Origin of the sequence: Nostoc sp. (assembly GCF_036917235.1) — a bacterium.
In the GTDB taxonomy this organism is placed as follows: domain Bacteria; phylum Cyanobacteriota; class Cyanobacteriia; order Cyanobacteriales; family Nostocaceae; genus Nostoc.
The window spans coordinates 1-23258 of sequence record NZ_JBALDU010000012.1 but is presented as its reverse complement, the minus strand read 5'-3'; the positions used below and the strand labels follow the sequence as shown (position 1 = coordinate 23258).

The 23258-nt window shown below is 41.1% G+C and carries 17 protein-coding genes; 9 read left to right on the top strand and 8 right to left on the bottom strand.

What is annotated here, in order from left to right; all coding sequences use genetic code 11:
- Window positions 1-5: 5 nt before the first annotated feature.
- The 3 genes from V7K44_RS04055 to V7K44_RS04045 all read left to right on the top strand — a co-directional run bounded on the left by V7K44_RS04055 (window position 6) and on the right by V7K44_RS04045 (window position 1365).
- Window positions 6-500, top strand: coding sequence for an ureidoglycolate lyase (locus V7K44_RS04055; protein ID WP_334928881.1), 495 nt, complete (start codon window positions 6-8; stop codon window positions 498-500).
- 217 nt (window positions 501-717) lie between these two features.
- Entirely contained in the window at window positions 718-1065 is a 348-nt protein-coding gene (locus tag V7K44_RS04050) for a translation initiation factor (RefSeq protein ID WP_322735908.1), read from the top strand.
- A gap of 141 nt (window positions 1066-1206) precedes the next feature.
- Entirely contained in the window at window positions 1207-1365 is a 159-nt protein-coding gene (locus V7K44_RS04045) for a YqaE/Pmp3 family membrane protein (protein WP_069072139.1), read from the top strand.
- Window positions 1366-1656: 291 nt separating this feature from the next.
- Here the strand turns inward: V7K44_RS04045 and V7K44_RS04040 are convergent, their stop codons facing one another.
- From V7K44_RS04040 to lpdA, 4 genes are all read right to left on the bottom strand, one after another.
- Window positions 1657-2319, bottom strand: coding sequence for a carbonic anhydrase (locus V7K44_RS04040; protein ID WP_334928876.1), 663 nt, complete (start codon window positions 2317-2319; stop codon window positions 1657-1659).
- 117 nt (window positions 2320-2436) lie between these two features.
- Window positions 2437-2688, bottom strand: a complete 252-nt coding sequence (locus V7K44_RS04035; protein WP_334929087.1) for a DUF5340 domain-containing protein — start codon at window positions 2686-2688, stop codon at window positions 2437-2439.
- A gap of 243 nt (window positions 2689-2931) precedes the next feature.
- Complete coding sequence (gene trpC, locus V7K44_RS04030) at window positions 2932-3822, bottom strand: indole-3-glycerol phosphate synthase TrpC (RefSeq protein ID WP_334928874.1); 891 nt, start codon at window positions 3820-3822, stop codon at window positions 2932-2934.
- Between the two features lie 98 nt (window positions 3823-3920).
- Complete coding sequence (lpdA, locus tag V7K44_RS04025; protein ID WP_334928872.1) at window positions 3921-5345, bottom strand: dihydrolipoyl dehydrogenase; 1425 nt, start codon at window positions 5343-5345, stop codon at window positions 3921-3923.
- 429 nt (window positions 5346-5774) lie between these two features.
- Here lpdA and V7K44_RS04020 point away from each other — a divergent pair, with 429 nt between their 5' ends.
- Window positions 5775-7550, top strand: a complete 1776-nt coding sequence (locus V7K44_RS04020) for an SWIM zinc finger family protein (protein WP_334929085.1) — start codon at window positions 5775-5777, stop codon at window positions 7548-7550.
- Between the two features lie 454 nt (window positions 7551-8004).
- Window positions 8005-9750, top strand: coding sequence for a ShlB/FhaC/HecB family hemolysin secretion/activation protein (locus V7K44_RS04015; protein WP_442940658.1), 1746 nt, complete (start codon window positions 8005-8007; stop codon window positions 9748-9750).
- A gap of 425 nt (window positions 9751-10175) precedes the next feature.
- Here the strand turns inward: V7K44_RS04015 and V7K44_RS04010 are convergent, their stop codons facing one another.
- The 3 genes from V7K44_RS04010 to V7K44_RS04000 form a co-directional block, all read right to left on the bottom strand.
- The gene (locus tag V7K44_RS04010; protein ID WP_334928868.1) at window positions 10176-11300 is read right to left on the bottom strand and encodes a hybrid sensor histidine kinase/response regulator; all 1125 of its coding nucleotides are present in this window, start codon (window positions 11298-11300) and stop codon (window positions 10176-10178) included.
- A gap of 43 nt (window positions 11301-11343) precedes the next feature.
- Window positions 11344-12669, bottom strand: a complete 1326-nt coding sequence (locus V7K44_RS04005) for an ATP-binding response regulator (protein WP_334928866.1) — start codon at window positions 12667-12669, stop codon at window positions 11344-11346.
- Between the two features lie 757 nt (window positions 12670-13426).
- Window positions 13427-13612 carry a hypothetical protein gene (locus V7K44_RS04000; RefSeq protein WP_334928864.1) on the bottom strand — a complete coding sequence of 62 codons (186 nt, stop codon included), beginning with the start codon at window positions 13610-13612 and terminating at the stop codon, window positions 13427-13429.
- 325 nt (window positions 13613-13937) lie between these two features.
- On the opposite strand from V7K44_RS04000, the gene V7K44_RS03995 reads away from it, so the two are divergent.
- Window positions 13938-14663 carry a response regulator transcription factor gene (locus V7K44_RS03995; protein WP_094349814.1) on the top strand — a complete coding sequence of 242 codons (726 nt, stop codon included), beginning with the start codon at window positions 13938-13940 and terminating at the stop codon, window positions 14661-14663.
- A gap of 79 nt (window positions 14664-14742) precedes the next feature.
- On the opposite strand, the gene V7K44_RS03990 is transcribed toward V7K44_RS03995, so the two are convergent.
- Window positions 14743-16107: a lipid-A-disaccharide synthase-related protein gene (locus V7K44_RS03990; protein ID WP_334928862.1), complete on the bottom strand. Its 1365-nt coding sequence runs from the start codon at window positions 16105-16107 to the stop codon at window positions 14743-14745.
- A 140-nt stretch (window positions 16108-16247) separates the two neighbouring features.
- Here V7K44_RS03990 and V7K44_RS03985 point away from each other — a divergent pair, with 140 nt between their 5' ends.
- The 3 genes from V7K44_RS03985 (at window position 16248) to V7K44_RS03975 (ending at window position 23201) form a co-directional block, all read left to right on the top strand.
- Window positions 16248-18323, top strand: coding sequence for an outer membrane protein assembly factor (locus V7K44_RS03985; RefSeq protein WP_334928860.1), 2076 nt, complete (start codon window positions 16248-16250; stop codon window positions 18321-18323).
- 293 nt (window positions 18324-18616) lie between these two features.
- Entirely contained in the window at window positions 18617-20851 is a 2235-nt protein-coding gene (locus V7K44_RS03980; RefSeq protein WP_334928858.1) for a hypothetical protein, read from the top strand.
- A 13-nt stretch (window positions 20852-20864) separates the two neighbouring features.
- Window positions 20865-23201 carry a COG1470 family protein gene (locus V7K44_RS03975; RefSeq protein WP_334928856.1) on the top strand — a complete coding sequence of 779 codons (2337 nt, stop codon included), beginning with the start codon at window positions 20865-20867 and terminating at the stop codon, window positions 23199-23201.
- Window positions 23202-23258 lie beyond the last annotated feature (57 nt).

The following is a 23258-nucleotide window of genomic DNA, read 5'->3' as shown; positions in this document are numbered from 1 at the left end:
TTGATATGAGTACACCAAAGACAGTGCAACAATTGCAGGTAGAATGGGTGACTTCTGAAAACTTTCGGCGTTATGGACAGGTGATCTTTGCAAGTCTTGATGGCAAAACTTACGATGGGGAAGATGCCCAGTTAAACCTGCAAAATGGGATTCCACGATTTTATATTATGCGGTTGGAGAATATAGGGCGAAATTTCCACAAAATTACTCGTCATGTGCAATGCACTCAATGTCTGGGTTCTTTGGAAGGGAAGGATTGGTTGATTGCAGTTTGTCCTCCTCATAATGATGTGAATGAACCAGCATTAGAACAGATTGCTGCTTTCCGCATTCCGGGGAATTGTTTTATCAAGCTACATGAGGGTACTTGGCACGCTGGTCCCCATTTTGACCATGAAGCTGTGGATTTTTATAACTTGGAACTAGCTGATACAAATATGGTGGATCATTTCACCCATGATTTTCTCAATAGTCATCAATTAGAGTTTGAGATGGTTTAGGTGAGATTAGGTTTAATTATAGATATAGACAAGCCATTTTCCTGAATCAGTTCAACCATTTGAATCTACTTTCCACAGAAGGAAAAATTAGTTCAAGTATTACGTCAGTTTGGTTCTGATGTATGAATGTGTAATGTTAGCCTAGAAATTGTATCCCAGCACAATGGGTGCGTAGAAGCTTCCACTGCCTTTGAAATTTTTCTTAAACATTCATTTTATGTCTTCTTCTAAGTCTCAATCTTCTGACAAAAGCTTTGTCTACCGCGAATTTGGCAATGACAACTCCGCCGCCACAGAAAGACCAATTCCAGAACTACCCCCACAACAACAAAATCTGAAAGTACAAGCTTCCCGCAAAGGACGCAAAGGCAAAACCGTCACAGTCGTTAGCGGTTTTCAAGCCAAACCCGAAACCTTAGCAGATTTGGTCAAGCAGTTGAAAACCCAGTGTGGCACAGGTGGCACACTTAAAGACAACGAAATTGAAATTCAGGGCGAACACAAACAAAAAATTGTCGAGATTTTGACCAAGCTAGGTTACAAAGCCAAAATTAGCGGTGGCTAATCTTGAGTGCGGTTTACCGTATCTTAACCGCGATCTAGATTAAGAGAGGAAATGTTATCTTTGAGAGGTACAAACATGCTTGAACAGTGGTAAATTAGTTTACCAACAAGCTGTCTTTTCTGAGATTAATAGGAGGTTTAAATGGATTTAGTTCGGATTCTGTGTGCCATTTTTGTACCGCCTTTGGGAGTTTTTTTACAAGTAGGTTTTGGTGTAGACTTTTGGATTAATATACTTTTGACGCTGTTTGGTTACATTCCTGGAATTATTCATGCAGTGTGGATAATTGCTAAGAAATAATTTTTTGTAGAAGTAGGTTAAGTGTACCAATATCTGTGTTAATGATTCTTGTAGAGGCAATTTATGAATTGCCTCTATAATAAAATGTTTCATGAAATTAACTACTTTGTATTCGTAACTTTAATTAAACAAAAATCTCTAATAATACTACTTTATTTTTTTTAAAATACTTTAAATATACATAGACACTGCACAATAAAATCCGATATCTATCTAAATAAAAGTTGTAAAAACAATATTTATCAAGTCTTAAATGTCAGCTTTTGTGTGGCGGGAAATACCGAATCAACTCTAATTTTTTAACATAGCATAGAGTCTAAATTCTAGAAGCAAGGGGCAGATGTGCAATTGCCATTGTACAGTTGAGACGTTCAAATCTTTGATTAGGCCAGTGCGTATATCTAGTACCCAGCCATGAACCATAGGCGCTTTTCGCTCATGGAGTACCTGACGCATGATGGAAGTTTGGTAAAGATTTTTCACTTGCGCCACAACATTGATTTCTGCCAAGCGATTCAGACGTTCTTCTCTTGTTGGCAAGGTATCAATTTCTTCTTGTTTCTCTAAATACAGTTCCCGAATCGGATTGACCCAGTTATCAAGAATTCCGATAGTTCTGCCTTCTAAAGCTGCCTTAATTCCTCCGCAATCGTAGTGACCACAAACGATAATGTGTTCCACTTTCAGGTGTAAAATTGCGTATTCTAAAACGGCTAAAAAGTTTATATCCGTTAGAGAAACTTGATTGGCAATATTACGATGTACAAATAACTCTCCTGGTTCAGTACGGGTAAACCTTGTTAATGCCAGACGACTATCAGAACACCCAATGTATAGAAAGGGTGGTGTTTGTCCACTAGATAATTCTTGAAAGTAAGTTGGATCTAGGGCTAGCTTTTCGGCAACCCAAGCCTGATTATTTCTGAGGAGTTCATCAATACTGTTATATTTCATCTTTCGTCAAATTCGAGAGAGAATCTCATCAATATTTTATTTTAACCGATCTACAGTTTTGTCTAAATCAAGATGAACTTTCTCAAAACTAAAATCTTATAAAGATGACAATTTTTTTCAATCGGGGGCAACAACTTTGTTATCGTTATGATGGTTGATTGACCAACGGTGATCGATAGTTACAGAGGAAAACTCGCAAATTTCTTCTAGTCGCTTTTGCTGTACAGCAGCTTTACGGAGAGTAATAATTAACTGATTCACCTGATACCGTAAATCTGGGTTATCATTTACTGCTAACATAGTTTGTCTTTCTAAGAGTTGAAGTATAAGTTCGTAGTGAATAGGCGAAGGTAGAGGAATTTGCTCCATGAAGTTAAATTTTGATTTCATATTTGGGATTTTGTATTAGTCAGAGTTTGTTTCTTATTAATAAATTGTTACATAATGAATAACTAGTTGCTTATGGCTTTGATTGGATTAGCAATGAAGATTTGGCAAAGATATTAATGATATTTGATAGCAAATTGCTGCGTGTATACGCATAGTATGCCCAATTGCTCAACTATTATGTGCAGTTGCCCAGCGCCTTTTAGAGCATCTGGGGTGTTTCTTTCAAAAATTCCTCGGTAATATATGAGCGATCGCAGCGCCGGGATCTGGTTGTTTTACCAAAGACTCTCCAATGAGTACAGCAGATGCACCTGCTGTCAGCACTAAACTCAAATCTTCTGGGTTGTGTAGTCCTGACTCGCTGACCACAAGGATATTTTTCTCTTGCAATTGGCTATTCCTTGCAGCCAAAAGTTGGCAAGTAGTTTGCAGATCAACAGAGAAATCTTCCAAATTGCGATTATTGATTCCTACCAAGGAGACCCCATCTAAAGCTAACACACGGTCAAGTTCTGCCAAACTATGGACTTCAACCAAGGTTGCCATTTTCAGGTTGTTAGCAATTTTAAGGAAGTATTTCAAATCTTGATCGCTCAGGATAGCGGCAATCAACAAAATAGCATCTGCACCCTGAACCCGTGCCCAGTATATCTGGTAAGCATAAACCACAAACTCTTTGCACAGTAGGGGCAAATCTACGGCAGCCCGAACCTTGGCTAAGTTTTCAAAACTACCTTGAAAAAATTTGACATCGGTTAGCACTGAGAGACAACTAGCACCACCTTGCTGATAAGATTGGGCGATCGCTACTGGGTCAAAATCTTCTCGTAAAACACCTTTACTAGGTGAAGCTTTTTTAACTTCGGCAATCAATGCTGGCTTAGTCTTACCTTGGCGCAAAGCGGCGACAAAATCACGGGTTGGCGGCGCAGTCAGTACCCGCTTCCGTAATTCTTGCAAAGGAACTTTCTCCCGCATTTGGTCATATTCTACTTCTTTCTGCCAGACAATTTCCTCTAAGATGTTGTTTGGCGCGGCATCAGGCACGACAGCCTGATAACGCAATATCGATACATCAATAGCTGGGTTAGGTGAACGGCGACGGATTTGCATAATTTGTTATTAGTCATTAGTCATTGGTAAGTGGTCATTAGTCAATGGTCATTTGTCCTTAGTTTATTAGCAAAGGACAAATGACAGAGGACAAATGACTAAATGGCTCGTTTATAAGCTTCGTCCAGGACTTCCGAAAGTGTCGGGTGGGCGTGAACTAGATGTGCAAGATTGTGGACAGATTGACGGTTGGCGATCGCAGCTGACGCTTCATGAATCAAATCTGAGGCGTGTAGTCCGAAAATGTGGACGCCCAAGACTTCTCCGGTGTCTTTGCGATATATCACCTTGGCAATACCGTCGGCTTCATTTTCTGCCAACGCTTTGGAATTTCCTTTGAAGTAACTCCTACTTGTGGCGATTTCAAATCCTTCGGTTTGTCCCAACTCTTTAGCTGCTGTTTCAGTTAAGCCTACATAGCTGACCTCTGGGTGGGTAAATGCCGCTGCGGGGATGCTGCGATAGTCTACTATTCTTTCCCTCCCAACTATATTTTCTACCGCGATGATGCCTTGAGCAGAAGCCGCATGGGCTAACATCATCTTCCCATTAGCGTCGCCAATTGCCCACAAATGCGGCACGACTTCACCTGCTGAGAGTACTGCCATGCGATCGTCTACTGGAATAAAATTCCGCCGATCGAGTTCCACACCCACAGACTCTAAACCAAGATTTTTGGTCGCCGGGATGCGTCCCGTAGCCACTAAACAAGCATCTACCTCGATGACATCTACATCTTCCTTGGTTTTGAAATCTGCTAACTCAATCACCACAGGTGAACCTGGGATAACTTTTTTGGCGTATATCCCCACTTTCGTTTCAATATCGCGGGGAGTAATTAGCACCCGTTCGGCAAGTTTGGCAATATCGCGGTCAAATCCTGGCATTAACTGATCTAGGGCTTCAATCAAGGTGATTTCACAACCCAAAGCTGAGTAAATATCAGAAAATTCTAAACCGATGTAACCACTACCAATAATTGCCACCCAGTCTGGTAATGATTCCAACTTCACACCTTGATCGCTGGTAAAGACAGTTTTGCCATCTACTTCAATCCCTGGAGGTACAAAAGGAATTGAACCGGGCGAAAGGATAATGTCTTTAGCTGTGATGGTTTTTTCACCACCGTCTCCGATGATAGAGACTTTTTGCGCCCCAGCGATTTTTCCCCAACCCCTGATGATATCAACTTTTAGACGTTTGAGGCTGTTGGTTAAGTCGCCTTGAATTTTCGAGACGAGATCGTTAGCATGATTAGCGATCGCTTGGCGATCGAATTCTACGCTACCAATTTGAATTCCCAGTGACTTGAGGTGGTGGGCATTGCGTAACTCCCGCACACGTCCAGATGCTGCCAGCAGCGCTTTAGAAGGAATACAGCCCCGATTAACACAGGTTCCTCCCATATCAGCAGCTTCAATAATTGCTGTTTTCAAACCACAACTTACGGCGTGTAAGGCTGCGCCATGTCCGCCTACACCAGCGCCGATAATTACTAAATCGTAATCATATCCTTGACTCACGTTAGTTTCCCCGTGTGCTTCGCCTATTTATTCTCAACTTGACCGACAATCAGCGCAACCCTTTTAACAGTTATCAGTTATCAGTTTTATCGCTGAACTCTAAATCCCTTTCCTTACATTACCCTGACTGTTTACTGTTGACTGTTCACTGATTTCAGGTTCGGGTATTGCTAACTCAAATTATGATTCACTCACTTCTGGCGAAAATATGGATATTTTCATTATATGGGTTGGTTTTCCCAGAAAAGCGACAAGAAATTAAGTGAGTATTTGCAGGGTAATAAAGCTGATTACCAGTTCTGAGCTAGTTAATGAGTAGAAATTGCAGTCTCATTCAGAATCATCCACACCTTTTTCTTTACAGGGCGTTAGCGTAACACTAAGCTGGACTTAGGATTGATCCAGAAGATTTACGCAGGCGATCGCTCGATGTCTATTCCCCAAATTAGTGAATTTACTATCCGCCGTCATGCCAACGCCAAATCTTTCCAGCGGGGCGAGGCATATTATAACGCTGGTGCTGTTAATGCCGTTATCCAACGTGGTCATCTGCTTCAGGCGGATGTTGTAGGCACCGAAGCTAGACCTTATCATGTCAGCCTGAATTTCGATAGCAGTGGGTTAACCTCAGTAAAATGCACCTGTGCCTACGACTATGAAGGGTGGTGCAAACACATTGTGGCGACGATGCTCGTTTGTGTGCGTAACTCAGAAAATATTGAACAGCGCCCCACCCTGGAAGAACTACTAAATCGTCTGAATCGGATCGAAACTCAAAGGCTGCTGCAAGAGTTGGTAGCAGAATACCCCCCCCTAATTGAGGCAATTGACCGTCATGTAAGTTGGATGACGAATCCTGCTGACAACCAAACAGCCATAAAATCCGGGCGCCGCAATACTCTTGATCCCGCTCCGTTTCGGCGGCAAGTACGGCAGATTCTCAAGGATACTGTGCGCTACTTTGAGGAGGGATACGAAGAAGACCCGATTGGCGAAGATTTGCTGAGTGTAGTGCAAACTGCGGTTGATTTTAGCGAACGGGGAGAAGGTGAAAATGCGATCGCTATTTTGTCAGCGATTACCTCTACTTGTGCGGAAAATTGGGATGATGTTGCCGAATACGGCGCTGAAAATGATGAAGTTGTCGCGGAATTAAATAATGCTTGGTGTGAAGCAATTCTGATTGCCGAACTTACTCCAGAAGAAAAAGTTGATATTCAAATAAATTTGGAAGCTTGGCAGGATGAGTGGAATGCTGATTTTGGTCTAGTCATGGAGGCTTTACGCCAAGGTTGGGATTATCCGCCGCTGGTACAAGTTCTCCAAGGTAACATTACTGAAAGGGGAGCATGGGAAGAAGACGTGCCAGATTATGCTGATGATTTGGCATTAATTCGCCTGAAAATTCTCGAACGTCAAGAACGTTATCAAGAATACCTGTATTTAGCAGAAGCAGAAGGGCAAACCCAGCAATATCTGACAATGTTGGGGCGTTTAGGCAGGGTGGAAGAAGCAATTGATGCTGCTCAAACCCAGATGAACTCAATGGAAGAAGCCTTTGCCCTAGCGAAAACACTCAGCGTTCAGGGAGCATTACAGCAAGCACTAGATATAGCGCAGAGTGGATTAAATTTACCGGGTAATTGTCAGTATGAATTGGGAATTTGGACAAGTGATTTAGCTAGTGAGTTGGGTAATAGTGAAGCAGCTTTATTAGCAATCAAGGCAGCTTTTCAAATGAAGCCCTCCTTTGTGGATTACCAAAGGATGGCAGAATTAGCTGGGGAAAACTGGGAAAGTGTCAAAACAGACCTGCTGAGAATTGTCCGTACTTCTAGTGGTTGGGGAACAGAATCAGCCAAGGTAGATATATTTTTGCATGAGGGGCTAATTGATGATGCAATTGCGATCGCTAGTGAACTAAGTTCCGAGCGTTCAGAGTTAATTCACCGAGTTATGAATGCTGCTATCTCTCACAATCCTAGTTGGGTGATTGCTAATGCTCGTCGTCGTGCCGAAAAGATTATGGATGCAGGTAAAGCCGAATACTATTATTACGCGGTTGAATGGTTGAAAAAGGCGCGTAATGCCTACCTGAAATCTGGGAAGAAAGCTGACTGGTTAAGCTATCGGGAAAACTTGATGCAAACCCACGCTCGTAAACGTAAATTGATGGGAATGTTTCAGCAAAGTGGTATGGAGTGAAGAAGGCAGTAGCTAGAAGGTTGCAATGAACGGTGTAGGCTTATCTTTCAGAGACGCACAAGGGAAAGACCTACACTGATTGCAGCAGACTAAATCAGAAATTTGGTATCAGATTTAAACTGCAAAAAAAGCACGGAGATGCTACGCATAGCTTGCTTCCACGTAGTGGTATGGGAAGCCTTTGACTACATAAATTTTGCCTACCAAGGATTTTGGGCAACGCATAATTAATTTCATCAGATATCTCATTGATACTTTTAAGTCTGCAATCACCAGATGATTTAGCTTTTAAATTGAGATTTGCTCAAGATATCAGTTTTAGCGACAAAAGATGAAGTAAGATTCACATCTGAAGCAGTCCTCATATAATCCCATAGTTACTGACAAAAAATAGTCCAGTGCGATGATTGATAAATACCCTCAGAATCTTATAGTGTCCTGCTTACCGCTGAGTATGCTTTTATTACTTAGCAGTACATCTTTAAGTCCACTGAAAGCTCAGGCTGTTGATACTACACAATTACCAACTAGTGATTTCACCCTATCACAACAAATTCCACCACCACAGGATATCCAACCACCCACACCTTCACCACTTCCCTCACCTGAAGTGCCACAGCCACTCCCCCCACCAGCAGAACTATTGCCACCCTCTGCCCCAACTCCCACACCTGATACACCACTCCCTGGTAACTTTCCTCAAACTATTGTTGTTGAACGCTTTGAAGTTGTTGGTAGCACAGTTTTCAGTGCCCAAGAATTAGCTGAAGCCACTGCTGAATTTACCAAACGACCGATTTCACTAACTGAAGTTTATCAAGCACGTTCTAAAATCACCGATCTATATGTCAAAAAGGGTTACATTACTTCTGGTGCCTATATTCCACCTCAAACAATCCAATCTGGTGTTGTCAAAATTCAGGTGGTTGAAGGTAAATTAGAAGATATTCAGGTAACTGGAACTCGGCGGTTGAATCCGAATTATGTCCGTAGCCGATTAGCAATTGCGACATCACCGCCTCTGAATCGCCAGCGTCTATTACAAGCCCTGCAACTGCTGCAACTTAATCCTTTGATTCAAAACGTGACTGCTGAACTCTCAGCAGGATCGCGGACGGGTACGAGTCTTTTAGAAGTTAAAATCAGTGAGGCAAAAACCTTTAGTGGCCAAATAGTTCTTGATAATGGGCGATCGCCTAGCGTTGGCAGTTTTCGACGCGGGTTAAGATTGAATGAAGCCAACTTACTTGGATTGGGGGATGGTCTGAGTGTAGGCTACACCAATACTGATGGTAGCAACTCCTTTGACGCTAGTTACACATTGCCTCTTAATCCCCGCAACGGAACGCTTACCTTTAACTATGGCACTACGTCGAGCAATGTCATTGAGCCTCCTTTCGACTTCCTAGATATCGCATCGGCTTCTCGCTACTATGAACTGACATTTAGGCAGCCCATAGTCCAAACTCCTACGCAAGAATTGGCTCTGGGGTTAACAGCTTCCCGACGCGAAAGTGATATCTCGTCCTTTTTACAGAGAGAAGGGGTTCCCGCCTCTGAACTTTCGCCTGGTGCTGATGATGAGGGACGCACTAGGGTATCGGCGTTGCGATTTTTTCAAGAATGGACGAGTCGTAACAGTCGTGAAGTCATCGCCCTACGCTCTCAATTCAGTTTGGGCATAGATGTGTTGAATGCCACAGTTAATCAAGATGCTCCCGATAGCCGTTTTTTTGCTTGGCAAGGGCAAGCGCAGTGGGCGCGCCTTTTAGCTCCTGAAACTTTATTGTTATTACGTTTAAATACGCAACTAGCATCTACAAAACTTCTGCCGATAGAGCAATTTGGCATCGGTGGACAGGATAGCATTCGCGGCTACCGTCAAGATTACCTGCTGACAGATAATGGCACTTTTGTTTCTGCGGAAGTTCAAGTACCGATTCTGCGCTTACCACAGATAAATAGCATCTTACAGGTTATCCCCTTTGTGGATTTTGGTGTTGGCTGGAATACTTCTGGTAAAGATAATCCCGAGCATAATACTTTAGCTGCTGTTGGTCTGGGGTTGCGTTGGGCACAGGGCGATCGCTTCACCGTTCGTCTTGACTGGGGTATTCCTTTGATATCTGTTAATAACTCAAATGAGAGAACATTACAAGAAAACGGTCTGTATTTTAGTTTACTCTATAATCCTTTTTAACCGCTGTTCACGTCCACCCTCAGTTCTGAATAGGGTGGATATAGACAGTAGGCAATGACGAAAATATAAACATTATCTAAGCTTTCATAAAAAAGACCCTGGGTTATGATTCCAGGGTGCATACACGTTTTTCAGGCATTAATAGGTTGAATAATAACTTTGTAAAATAGTTATTTCTACTATCTATAGAATGATACAAAAGTAGATTTAGTTATTTTAGTCAATCGAGACATCTGCCATTGGGAGTATACAAATATTGCAAGAGGCAAGTTATATAGCAGTATTCTAGATTGGATTAACCTTCAAATGCTGCTGTAATTAATCTATATAATTTAAGTTTTGTTAGGGGCATAAAAACACATCCAAAATTAAATGTAATTTCTTGGGAGATATCCACAAAATAATCTGTGCTAAAGGAAAATAACTTAAATGTTTTTAGGTAGTCGCACGGTAAATAAACTACCTTTACCTAGTTCAGAAGCGACCTTGATAGTTCCTGCGTGCCCTTCTATAATGCGATGGGATAGATGTAGTCCTAAGCCGCTACCTGAGCGTTTATTTCTGCCTTGGCGAAATCGCTCGAAAATTGTTGCCCGATCTTCTGGCGCAATCCCATATCCTGTATCTTGTACCTCAATTATTACCGAATCTGGATCTCCTGGATGAGATGATGTTTCATAAATGCGGATTGTTATGCCTCCTGTATCTGTAAATTTGATGGCATTTGCAATCAGGTTGTTTAACACTCGCCGTAATTCTAAACGATCGCCCATGATAATAGCAGCGTTTTGACTCAGTGGATCTAATTCACGGGTATCTATTTCCAGAGTCAAGCCTTTTTCATTAGTTAGAGGACTTAGTTCGCTGACTACTTCTTGAGATATCTCAGATAAATCGCATTCCTCCCAATTCAACGTTTTTTTACCTGCCTCGAAGCGATAGACTTCTAAGAGCGTGTTCACCATTTCCATCAAATTTTGGTTACTGCGAATCATTACTGCGATCGCCTGTTTCATTTCCGGCGAAATTTTACAGAATGTTTCCATTTCAAACAAATTCAACATCCGATCGGCGGCTACTAGGGGAGTGCGCAAGTCATGAGTCAGACGGGAAACAAAATCTTCCCGTTGGCGGGCCATTTTTTGTTGTTCGTCCAAACTATGCTTGAGACGTAATAGCGATCGCACCCTTGCCAGTAGTTCATCAGTATCAAATGGTTTACGAATAAAATCATCAGCACCAGCATCCAAACCTTCGACAACGCTGGATTGATGAAAGGCAGTAATTAATAGGATTGGAATATAAGAGATTGCAGGATTATTCCGAATCCGACGTGTGACTTCATAGCCATCTATCCCCGGCATCATTACATCTAACAGAATCAGATCGGGTGGAGATTGCTCAACTTTCCGTAAAGCCTTTATTCCATCTGAAGCCAAATCAATTTCATACCCCTCACTTTCTAAAATTGCTTGAACCAAAATGAGATTATCTTGAGTGTCATCAACTGCTAAAATACGATAAATTTTATTATTTTCAACTACAGACATGATTTATAAATTTTTATCAGTTTTTTGGAAGTAATTTTTAAATTTAGGATATTCTATTGGCTTTCCTGGATTGAGAAGATGACTGATGAGGATTTTTAGCAGGACAAAAAAAATCGTCGTTATCGTTATCTAACTGTGAAGCTGGAGCATGGCCTGCTCCACTCGGTAATGTAATTTGACGTGGCAATTCAATTTTAAACATTGAACCCACCCCCAATTTACTCTCCAGAAATATTTTACCGCCCATCATTCGCACTAGCGAATCTATAATTGCCAAACCCAGACCTGTACCTGGATATTTGCGAGTGATAGTTTGATCGACTTGCCGAAATGCTTCAAAAATATGCTTAAAATCTCTGGGGTCAATACCTATACCTGTATCTTGAACGATAATTACCACTCGATTTTCCGGTAGTTCCTTAACCTCAACCCAAATTTCACCCGATTCTGTGAATTTAATGGCGTTGGAAAGCAGGTTAATCAAAATCTGTTTGACACGAACCGGATCGTTAAATACCAAAGGATTTTGCAAATCGGTTTGTACTAACAATGAAAGATTTTTAGCATCAGCTAGGGAACGCATTTCACTGACAACAAGATTGATTATCTTTGATATATCAAATCTTTCTGCCTTTAAATCTAATCCTCCTCCCTCCAGCTTGGAAAAGTCGAGAACTTCATTGAGTAACATTAGTAAATGCTTACCATTATTCAAAATGCGCTCAACCATATCTGCTTGCTGGCGCGTTAGCTGACCGAATTTAGGACGCAGCAGTATTTGCGAAAAACCAATAATCGCATTCATCGGAGTTCTAAGTTCGTGAGATATAGTTGCCAAAAAAAGTGATTTTAGACGTGATGCCTCCAATAGCTTGAAGTTTTGCATTTGAATCTGTTGTTGTTGTCTCTCCAATTGTTGGTTCTGACAAATGAGTTGTTCATGAGTTTCTCTGAGTTGCTGATTTGCCAAATCCACCTGTATTTCCGCCCGATAAATCCGAATCACATTCCGCAAAACCTGCGACAAAGTTTCTGGAGATATTCTAGACTTAGAGAGATAATCTGTAGCACCAGCTTTCAATAATTGGAGAGTAATTTGTTCATCTCCTTGACCAGTTAGGACTACTAAAGGAACTTTAATTTCTGAAGAACCTAGCTGTTGAATCAAAGTTAGTGCATCCCGATCTGGTAAGGAATTGTCGAGGAAAACACAATCGTAAGCAGTAACGCTTAAGACAGAGAAAGCATCATTACCATTCCCTACTTCAGACAGTTGCATCTGAATACCTGCTGTAGTCAGGGCAGAACGGATTGCTATCCGGTTTACTTTGTCATCGTCTACAACCAAAATTTTCAGCGTCTCTTCCATCGGTTTTTATTTTCGCCGCCAAACATAGGTTGATATATAATATTTGCTCTTTTTCAGATTATCCAACTAAAGAATATAAGATTTTCGGATATCTAAGACCTGTAATTTGATTGATTAATATATTTTGCTTAAGATCCAGTTTAATACCTGTTTAACATTCATCACATCAACTTTGTTATCCTCCATTAGTAGTATGTCGATCGCTCTTTCGGTCTTTTCCTTGGGTTGAATTGAGTCTGTTGTATCTTCAATCTGGTTAATTTACCAGATTCTGGTAACTAAACTCCTAGCAAATGACCAATGTCCTGCAAAAAATTAGTAATTACCAAGCACACACCGCTGATATAAAGTAAAATAAAATACTTTACCAAGCTTAAAACAATTGTAGATGAGTGAGGAAGCCACCGTCGTCAGTCATTGGTGAGAGTTGCATCCGATTATCGTGTACCATAAGCTTGAACAGTTTTGTCTATCAGGTTAGTTAGACTAGGTAAATAAAAAAGTAATATCTATAGCTATTTGTAAATCTGAAGTAATCCTACCTCCTGAAATTTCAACAATTTTCTTAGCGATCGCCACATCTGTATTAGTATTTTCCCGGTTATATCTAATTTATAGATGTTCGCAAAATTACTAACCCTTAATGCCGAAGAAAGGTTCCCGACAAAAGTTAGGCAAAAATTCAAAACCTAAAAGGGGAGAGGTTTGCACAGAGGGTTTGTATTATATCCTGTGAAAAGTCAGATGAACAAGTTAGTCACCAAGAATTACGAATTACTTTGCTGTTCGTGATTCCACCAAATCTTAACGCTGCCTGATTCCCTTCTATGAGGATCTCTATTGGCTCTATCAATCGGATGAATCCAAAGGCTTGATTAAAAATTGCTTGCATCCATCGTTCACTTTCTCGTAAAGCAACTTTCACACGGTGTAATTTTTTCATTTTCATAAGCTTTTTTTTAAGTTTGATCCAAAATAATACTAATTAACCAATGGAACATGGCAACTCAAAGCTGAATTATAATTATCAGCAAGGAGGAGCAATTTGGCATTCGTTTCAATATTTCATACTTTTTGTGTAAGTATCTATATATCTCCAGCTAGATTTGTCCTCTATCTAAATATAAAACTTTTGAGTATTTGTTATTTCTATCGGTGGATGCAGACAGGTTGAAATATCATCTATCTTAAGTTTGGGAAAATAAAAGATAGTAGTTACAAAAGGAAATACTTTGAAAGATGCAAACAGTGCAAGAGTGAGTGTAGCTATGAATGAAATTAGTATTATTTTAATTGAAGATCATGACTTAACGCGAATGGGGCTACGAGCAGCATTACAGTCTCATAGTGCATTGAAAGTAATTGGGGAAGCGGCAAATGCTACCCAAGGGTTAAAACTTTTAGAAACAGCAAAGCCTGATGTAGCGGTAGTAGATATCGGCTTGCCTGACATGGATGGCATCGAACTCACTCGCAAATTCAAACGCTCCCAGGCTGAAAATGGTGGGCAATCTACTACAAAGATTCTCATCTTGACAATGGATCATACAGAGGATGCTGTACTTGCAGCCTTCGCAGCTGGCGCTGATTCTTATTATATGAAAGAAACCAGCATCAGTAAATTAACTGAGGCAATTCAAGCAACTCACGGCGGTAACTCTTGGATCGATCCGGCAATTGCCAACGTGGTACTGCGGAAAATGCGCCAAGGTATTCCTGGAGAAAGTCAAGGTTCTGACAAGCCGAAGACTGTAAAAATTGAAGCGCTGGCGACAGAATACGAGCAAGTTTTGGAAACATACCCTCTGACTCAACGGGAACTGGAAATCCTAGAGTTGATTGTAGCTGGGTGTAGCAATGGGCAAATTGCTGAGAAACTCTACATTACAGTTGGTACTGTCAAAACCCATGTTCGTAATATTCTAAATAAACTATGTGCTGATGACCGTACCCAAGCTGCTGTGAGGGCCTTGCGTTCGGGGTTGGTGGCGTAAGGGATTAGGGACAAGGGAGATGAGGGGACAAGGGGACAAGGAGAATAACCTGCCACAATGCCCCATACCCACTGCCCCATTATCCCAATTTTTCCCGCAAGCAATTAGCAATACGTAGTGCGGCTCCCGGTTTGCCCATGCGTCGCCCACCATTTTCAGCAATAATTTGCAAATTATCAGGGTTTTTAAATAAGGATTGTACAACCTTCGCTACTTCTTCTGGTTGATCGATTAAAATCAAAGACGATCCGAGAAGACGACTTTGAGATTCAGCAAAGCCAGGGTTGTATTGTGGCCCATTACCGGGAATTGCGATCGCAGGTTTGCCTAAACCGATAAACTGTTCTGTGGCTGTACCTGCCATTGCGATCGCTAAATCTCCCAAGTGCAAGCAATCATTGTAGGCTTGTTGTGTCAATAGTAGATAAGCATTTCTCTGTTTAAATGTCAAGACATTTGGATCGCGAAGTTGGATAGGAGATGCTAATTCAGGGCGCCAGCCTTGGGATTGCACACTTTGGGATAAAATATTAGAGTCTAAACCAGGAGCGATAGCACCTAAAAATACTACTGTGTTAGAAGTATAAAAGATTGAATCTCGCTGTTGAAAACTTGCCATCAATGCAGATACAGCAATCATAATTGTTTCCCAGTTAGTGTATGCTTCTGGCGGACGAGAACCAGGAAGAAGAGTCACTACAAAAGGTCTAACTGTCTCTTGCTGTTGGATATTCTGACTATAAAATTGTTGGCGTGAAAACGTCGGTTCTAGACCATCCATCATCGGATTACCAAAATAGAAAGCTGGAATTGGCCATTGTTTTAATGTTTCCGTCGTCAGTGCATCTCTAAGGAACACTGCTTTACAACGGCGACGACTCATTAACCAACGTTCCCAAGGGTGGTAAACTGAACCAGAAAAGTTTTCCCAACCTGCGTCTTTAGATTTTCGTGGTAATAATCCAGCTTCATCTCGCACGTAATACTCAGATTTAGCTGTACCGACAAAAGCATAATTAGCGCCACTAAATGTTGCAAACAACAGCGGCAAAATATCTCCCACTGCTAAAATCGCTCTTCTATTACCTAATTTTTTTTGAGAACTCACCCAACGGCGGATAGCTTTGATTTGGCTGAGGGTAAGTTGCAATAAACCACCGCGTACATCCCGCGCTAATTGGCGGCCATCCATATAAATAAAGCCACCAGAAGGCATATTCAGAACTGAACCGATAAAGGGGATATCCAACTGTTCATAAGCACGTCCTTCACCCACCAGAGGTAAAGCAAATATCTCTGGTGGGTTTGGCTGTCGTTGGAGTTCTTGCAAAATCCGAACTGCAATCATATCTTCCCCATGACCATTACTTAATACAAGTAACCGCAAAGGAGAAGTAGCAGATTGGGAGTTAGAAGCTAAAGATGACCGAGATAGATTACTCATAAGAAACAAAATATCAAAATTAACTGTCTGTTTGGGTAAGAGGTATAAATAGGGAAATCGACGAAGAAGCTGGAAGTTAGTATTATCCCTATTCGCTAGCGTCTCTACAACTAACTCCCAGTTAATTAGGTTAAATATTTATGCGAGTTTCTACTACTGCTATTTTTACTTTAGCTACTTTAGCTGCTGGCAATGTTACTGGGCAAGCAACGGCTGCACCTGCTAAAACCGTTACTCCAACTGCAAAAGCTGGTAACTTGGTGGTGCCGATAATTGAAAACACTCCCGCACGGGTAGAGACAATTGCTTCCCCAGAAACTATAGTTGCACAACAATTTTCCCAAAATCCCGTCACTGTGCAAACAGGTGCAAACAAAAATTCCCCAGTAGTCTTAAAATCAGCAGACAAGGGAAATTCATCAGTAACGCTTCCTTCCACTCCCTCTTTTTCACCTTCATCCCCCAAAACTCCTGCGACTGAAGGCGATTTGGTAGTCACAGCTACAGATGTACAGGTGGTGGGAGCCAATCAAGAATTACAGCAAATCATTCGCCAAGTAATTAAAACCCAAGCTGGTGGAGAAACCAGTCAAAGCCAGCTACAAAGAGATGTAACAGCAATTTTAAATACAGGTTTATTTAGTAGTGTCAGTGTGAATAGCTTTAGCACACAGGCTGGATTGAATGTAGTATACCAAGTCCAACCAGTGATTGTGCGATCGCTGCAATTATCCGGTGCTAAAGTACTTACCTATCAAGTTGCCCAACAAGGTTTGCAATCTCAGATTGGAACCATTATTAGTCCTAGTGGACTGCAACAAGCAGTAGCACAAATTAACAAGTGGTACGCTGACAATGGTTATAACTTAGCACGGGTGTTATCAATTAAACCTAGTTCTCAAGGCATTCTCACTGTGAATGTTGCTGAAGGTTTGGTGAGTGATATCAAGTTTCGCTTTGTCAATGATGAAGGTAAAACCGTTGATAGCAAGGGTAATCCTGTCGGAGGACGCACTAAAGCAGATTTCTTACAACAACAACTCAAGTTGAAACCCGGCCAAATTTTCCAAGAAAATGTCGTTAAACAAGACATCCAACAGCTATATCGGACTGGTTTATTTGAAACTGTGAATGTTGCCTTAGAAGGAGATGCGACAAAACTTGATTTAGTCTACCAACTCAAAGAGACTGGGGCGCGTGGTGTTAACTTGGGTGGGAGTTACAATGCCGATCAGGGATTGGTAGGTACAATCAACTATCAAGATCAGAATGTCGGCGGTATTAATGATACTTTCGGTGTGAATCTTGGTGTAAGTAGCCGAGACTTGCAGTTTAATACCAAATTTACCAGTCCCTATCGGACAACTAACCCCGATCGCTTCGGCTACACTGTAAATGGTTTTCGTAGTCAAGAACTTTCGGAAACCTTTGATGACAAGATTAAGCTAACCAACGGCGACAAAGTGCGAGAAGGTCAAATTGGCGGTGGTGTCAGCTTGCAGCGACCAATTGATGACTGGAATACCTCATTAGGATTAAACTATACCCGAACTAGTATTCGCGATCGCCAAGGTAATATTACCCCAACTGATGCTCAAGGCAATCCCCTCTCTGCCAGCGGAACTGGTATTGACGACCTAACTACCGTATCGTTCACCGCCACCAAAGACAAACGAGATAATCCCCTCAATCCAACTCAAGGTTCTGTTCTGAGTCTGAGTACAGAACAATCTCTGCCTATCGGTGAAGGTAATATTTCCCTCAATCGCCTCAAAGCCAATTACAGCCAATATTTACCAGTGCAGTTATTTAACAGCAAACAGCCACAAGTCTTTGCAGTGAATCTGCAAGCTGGTACTGTCCTTGGGAATTTACCGCCTTACGAAAGCTTTAACTTGGGTGGTTCCAACTCAGTGCGCGGTTACGATTCTGGAGAAGTTGGCAGTGGACGCAGTTATGTGTTGGCTTCGGCAGAATATCGTTTTCCCGTTTTACCAATAGTAGGCGGTGTATTGTTTGCCGACTTCGCCTCAGATTTAGGTTCTGGTGATACTGTATTAGGAGATCCGGCAGGTGTACGGGATAAACCAGGTTATGGTTTTGGTTATGGGGCGGGAGTGCGATTAAATTCACCACTAGGCTTAATTCGGGCTGACTATGGCATTAACGACCAGGGAGAAAGCAAGGTACATTTAGGAATTGGGCAGCGATTTTAATTTGAGTTCAGGCGTTGCTGAGAAAGTCATATCCAGAAATTAAATATGCGTTCTCCAGAATTTTTGTAGAGACGGTAGCAGTGCTATGTCTCTACATTTTTTTTCACTCATATCTCTATTAGCGATCGCCTTTGAAAATGACTTTTATAAATTGGCCAATTTATTACACAATATTTAATAGTATATACATTTTAATAATCAAAGCAAAAAAGCTATTGTCACGTTTTCACGAGACATTAATTTTTTAATAGCGCTAGTTATGCAGAATCTAAAAAAATATTATAAGTAATAGCATGGAAAAAAGTGTTATTAATGCCAGCCTTTCTACTCAGAACCTAACCTTTCGTCCAGGTGATACTCCTGTATCATTTGAGGTAACTGTCAATAATGATAGCGATCGCTTCGTCAATTTTCAGATAGAAATTACCGCAGCCGGAGAAATCCGCAACACAGGATATCGCTGGTATAGACTCGAACCAGAGGTAGCGGCAGCCAAGCCACCGGGCAGTAGTACCATCTTCCAAGTTTTCGTATTCAATACACCCATTCCGGGATTTGTTGGTACTGTCAACCTGATGGTAAATATTTTTTCACCGCAATTAGCACAACAGTCCAGACTTGTGCTACGCCTGAAAATCGAGCGAGACAACAGACCAACACATTTAAGTGTAGAATTACCTGTACGAGAGTTCCAAGTTTATCCCCGCAATTCGGTCGATATACCAGTACGGGTGCGGAACTTGGGGCAACAACCAACTGAGGTAATGCTACGTTTTACAGGCGTCGATCCGTCTTGGCTGGCTGGCAGTGCAGAACGCCGATTACCCTTAGATCCAGGTGGTTTAGCAGAAGCTACATTCCAATGCCAACCTCCTTCTGTAGTGCAAGCGCCCAGTCAAAATTATCCTTTTACTATTGAAGCTGTTAGCAATAATGGTTATCCAACTAATGCTGAAGGCAATATTGAAGTTTTGCCAGTGGGTTTTATAGACTTTAATACCACCGAAAAACACCTGAAAATCCCCAATAAATCGGCATGGTTGCCTGACTGGAAATCTGATACAGCTTCCTTTGAATTACTATTTAAAAACGCTAGCAATCTCAACCAGGAAATTAATGTGCAGGTGCAGGGTAGAGACTGGCGAAAATGTAGTTTTAAAAAGCTTCCCGAAACCGCCAATCTTCATCTAGGAGAGACAAGTAAAGTCATTCTCGATGTTAAAACAAAACGTCCTTGGATTGGAATCGGCAAAACTTTGTTGCTGGAGGCTAAATCGGAATTATCCGACCAACGTTTAGGGAGTACAGATCCAGCCACGCAGACATTAGAAGTCAAGACTCTGCCAATTATACCTTTATGGCTACAATTAGCTGCGATCGCACTTTTAGCCGCATTCTTAGCATTAATCCTGCAACCAAGAGGTGTAATGCATACTCGTTCTGTCAACTCAGTGCGTTTTAGTGGCATTGGTTTATCTGTGGTCAGCGGCTCAGATGATTGCACCTTAAGACTTTGGAGAATTGGTGCTGATAGCTTAGACCCTGATGATACAGTAAGGTATGCTGGGCAACCACTTGCTTGCGACCAATCACAACAGCCCAAAGGCTTGATGGCCATTACTGATGACGCTGTAGAAGTCTTGCGCTTCATGCCGTTACAAAATAATCGTGTTGCTGTTGGTTTAGATAATGGTGTCATTGAACTCAGAGATGTTCCTTCAGGTGCAAAGATTAGCCAACTTCAAGACCTTAAAGATCCTAAAGCAAAAGGCGATCGCGTTTTTGATCTAGCTTTCACTTCAAACTCACTTAACTTATTCAGTGGCTATGGCAGTGGTAAAGTGAGACTGTGGTCAAGACCAGCGCCTAACAGCGATTTTCTGCCAGAACCAAAAGTTATCGACGTACAAAGTACATTGAAACTATCAGGTTTCCAAGTCAGGGCATTAAATCTCAGCCCAGATGCAAAAACTCTAGTGATTGCTGGAAACTTTAAGCGTTTTATATTGTGGCAGTGGAATCCAACTCAATTTGATAAACAATCCCCAAGTTTATCAGTGCAAAATCTAGAAAAACTAGATCCATTAGTTGGCCCTGAAGACTTTATTTGGGGATTAGCTTTTGTTCCTGACTCAACAGGAAAAATCCTTGCAACTTCTGATTCTACGGGATTTATTACGATTTGGGATTTAAATCAGTGTCAAACTATCAAAAATCCGAATCCGCTAGAAAAAGTAAAGGAACTTAATTGTTCACAACTAGACCGTTGGTCAGCATCAAAAACATCTGTGCGGACTCTAGCATTTAGTGACGATGGTAGTCTCTTAGTAAGTGGTGGCGATGATGGACGAGTCTTAGTTTGGTATTTAACTCCCGAACACAAGCTCGACAAAACAAAAGCAGCAGAAGGTAAGCAAATTTACAAAAGCTCTAAAAAAATCAATAGTATCGATTTGAAAACTAATCAAGGAACCATGATTGTGAGTGGTGATGAAGATTTTCAGGTCAAATTACACCGCATCAAATAAGGGAATCAATGACATGCAAGCTAAATTCAATCCACTGCAAGTTATTATCAACCCGCCTGGAATTCAATTTGGGATGCCAGGAGATACGATTGAACTCTATATTGTTGTAATCAATCAGGGAAATCAGAGTGCGGTTATTGACTTATATTTTGTTTTTGATGAAGTATTTCAAAATTTAACCGGCTGGTCTAGTTCTCCTAGAGAAAGTTTAGCATTAGCTCCAGGGCAAAATAGTGACGAAGTAAGGTTTGAGTTTCAAATTGCCGCAAATGCTCTCCCAGGAACCTATGACTATACACTAGTCGTAGATTCCCCTCTACATTATCCACAAGATACTCCCATAACTTTCGCAAACCAAATTAAGGTTCTACTAAAAGAACAGACTGTAATTCGGGTGAACGACCCGACATTTTCCATTAGACCTAACACCAACCCTAACAAACCGTTAATTTTCAATCCTAGTGAACCTCTGCAAGTGGAGATAATAGTTGACAATCGCTCTTATCTTGTAGACAGATTCCGCTTGAGTTGTCCAGATTTAGACGATGACTGGTTCACAATTAATTATCCTGCAACTGGATTTGAGGGGCCAGGATTAGTGTCTGACGTGACTGCACTAGAACTCAATCCTGGTACTCAAGGTCAAATATTGTTGAAATTTCACCCACCTGGGGATACCCTTGCGGGAAGCTACTCTCCGACAATCCGCTTGTATTCAGAAAACTCTCCAGATTTAGTACTGCTGGATTTGGTGTATATCCAAATTCCGACAAATTATCGCTTAGATATACAACTTAATACCATCTTGGGACAAGTTAGCCGTAGTCTTGGCAAGTACGAATTATCACTAGCTAACCAGGGCAATATTGTCCGAGAACTGATACTAAACTTAAAAAGTCGAGACGAAGAAGAACTATATACTTACAAATTTGATCCCACTGAAGTCAGATTATTACCTAATAGAAGTGCTGTAGCCAATTTGACGGTCAAACCCAGACGTTGGTGGCGACGACCGTGGTTTGGTGCAGGGCTAGTAGTCAACTTTCAACTCGATATCAAAGACCAACAAAATTTACCCCTACCTAACACACTGCCTCAAGGAACTTTGGTATGGAAACCCCGTCCTTGGTGGCAATTTCTTCTGTTAATTTTGGCAATTTTGGGGTTATTAGGAGGTATAGGATTTATCATTTGGCGAATTTTAAACCCCGACCCTTTGAGATTAGAAAATTTTAGTGCAAATGACTCTCAAATTACAGAAGGTGATGAGGTAGCTTTAAACTGGGAAATTCATCAATATAAACAGTTAAAAAAGTTAGTTTTGACGGCTAAAGGTTCCCAACCTATTCAGCCTATTACTTATGACTTTAGCAATGGCATTCCTGAAACGCTGGGTAAAGGAAGTGCTAATGAAATCCCTCCTTGTCAGATACAAGATAAACAAGAGTTAATTTGTAGCAACGTAAAAACTGGAGTGAAAACAAAAGGTAATTACACTTTTCAATTACAAGCCTTTTATCGCAATGGTATACAAATATTTTCCCGAACTAACCAAGTAGCAGCGCAAACTACCCAGGTAGAAATTGCAGAAAAACCAATTGCATCAGTAGTTAACTTTCAGCTAGATAAGCCACAGTACACAAAAGGTGAAAATATTCTTTTTAGTTGGACAATTGCACGTCCATTATTGCTGTCACAACTTCAGGTTGTTGGCAATGCAGATGATGGTACATCATATGGTGAACCAGTTACTTACAAATTTAATCAAGGCAATATTACAGATCCTAAACTTAAAAAACTGTGTATACAACAAAATCAACAACTGCAATGTAAAAATATTCCTTTATTAGCAAATAAAGTGGGAAATTTTGCATTTGAAATTAAAGCTATTTCTAACAATGGAAGCGGCAAAACTAGTTCTAAAAAAGCTGAATCAAAAATTCCAATATTACCCAAACCATTTAAGATTGTCTATTTCAAAATTAACGGTAGTGAACAACCAAATTTGGTTCTCAATGAAGGAACATCTGCTATTTTGAGTTGGAGAGTAGAAGGAGAAAATATTCAGGTTAAACTTCTACCATACGGCAATGACGTTCCAGCAGTTGGTTCAACCAAGTTTCCAGTAAATCAAGCCTTCCCCGCTCAAATCGGACTGCTAGTCAATGATCTATCTGGTAAGCAACAACCCCAGCAAAGAGGATTTGCAATCACAGTCCTCAAAAAAGTAGAGCCTACTCTTATACCAGGTATTAACCCAATTCCACCTATTCTGCCACCTAGCAATAGCCCATTTAAGACTCCTTTACCTCAGAGATACAGCACTTGCGTCTATTATGAGGTACACTAGATTAAAATATAAATCCTTTTAAATGAAGTCCTACTCTGTCGATCTTCGAGAAAAAAT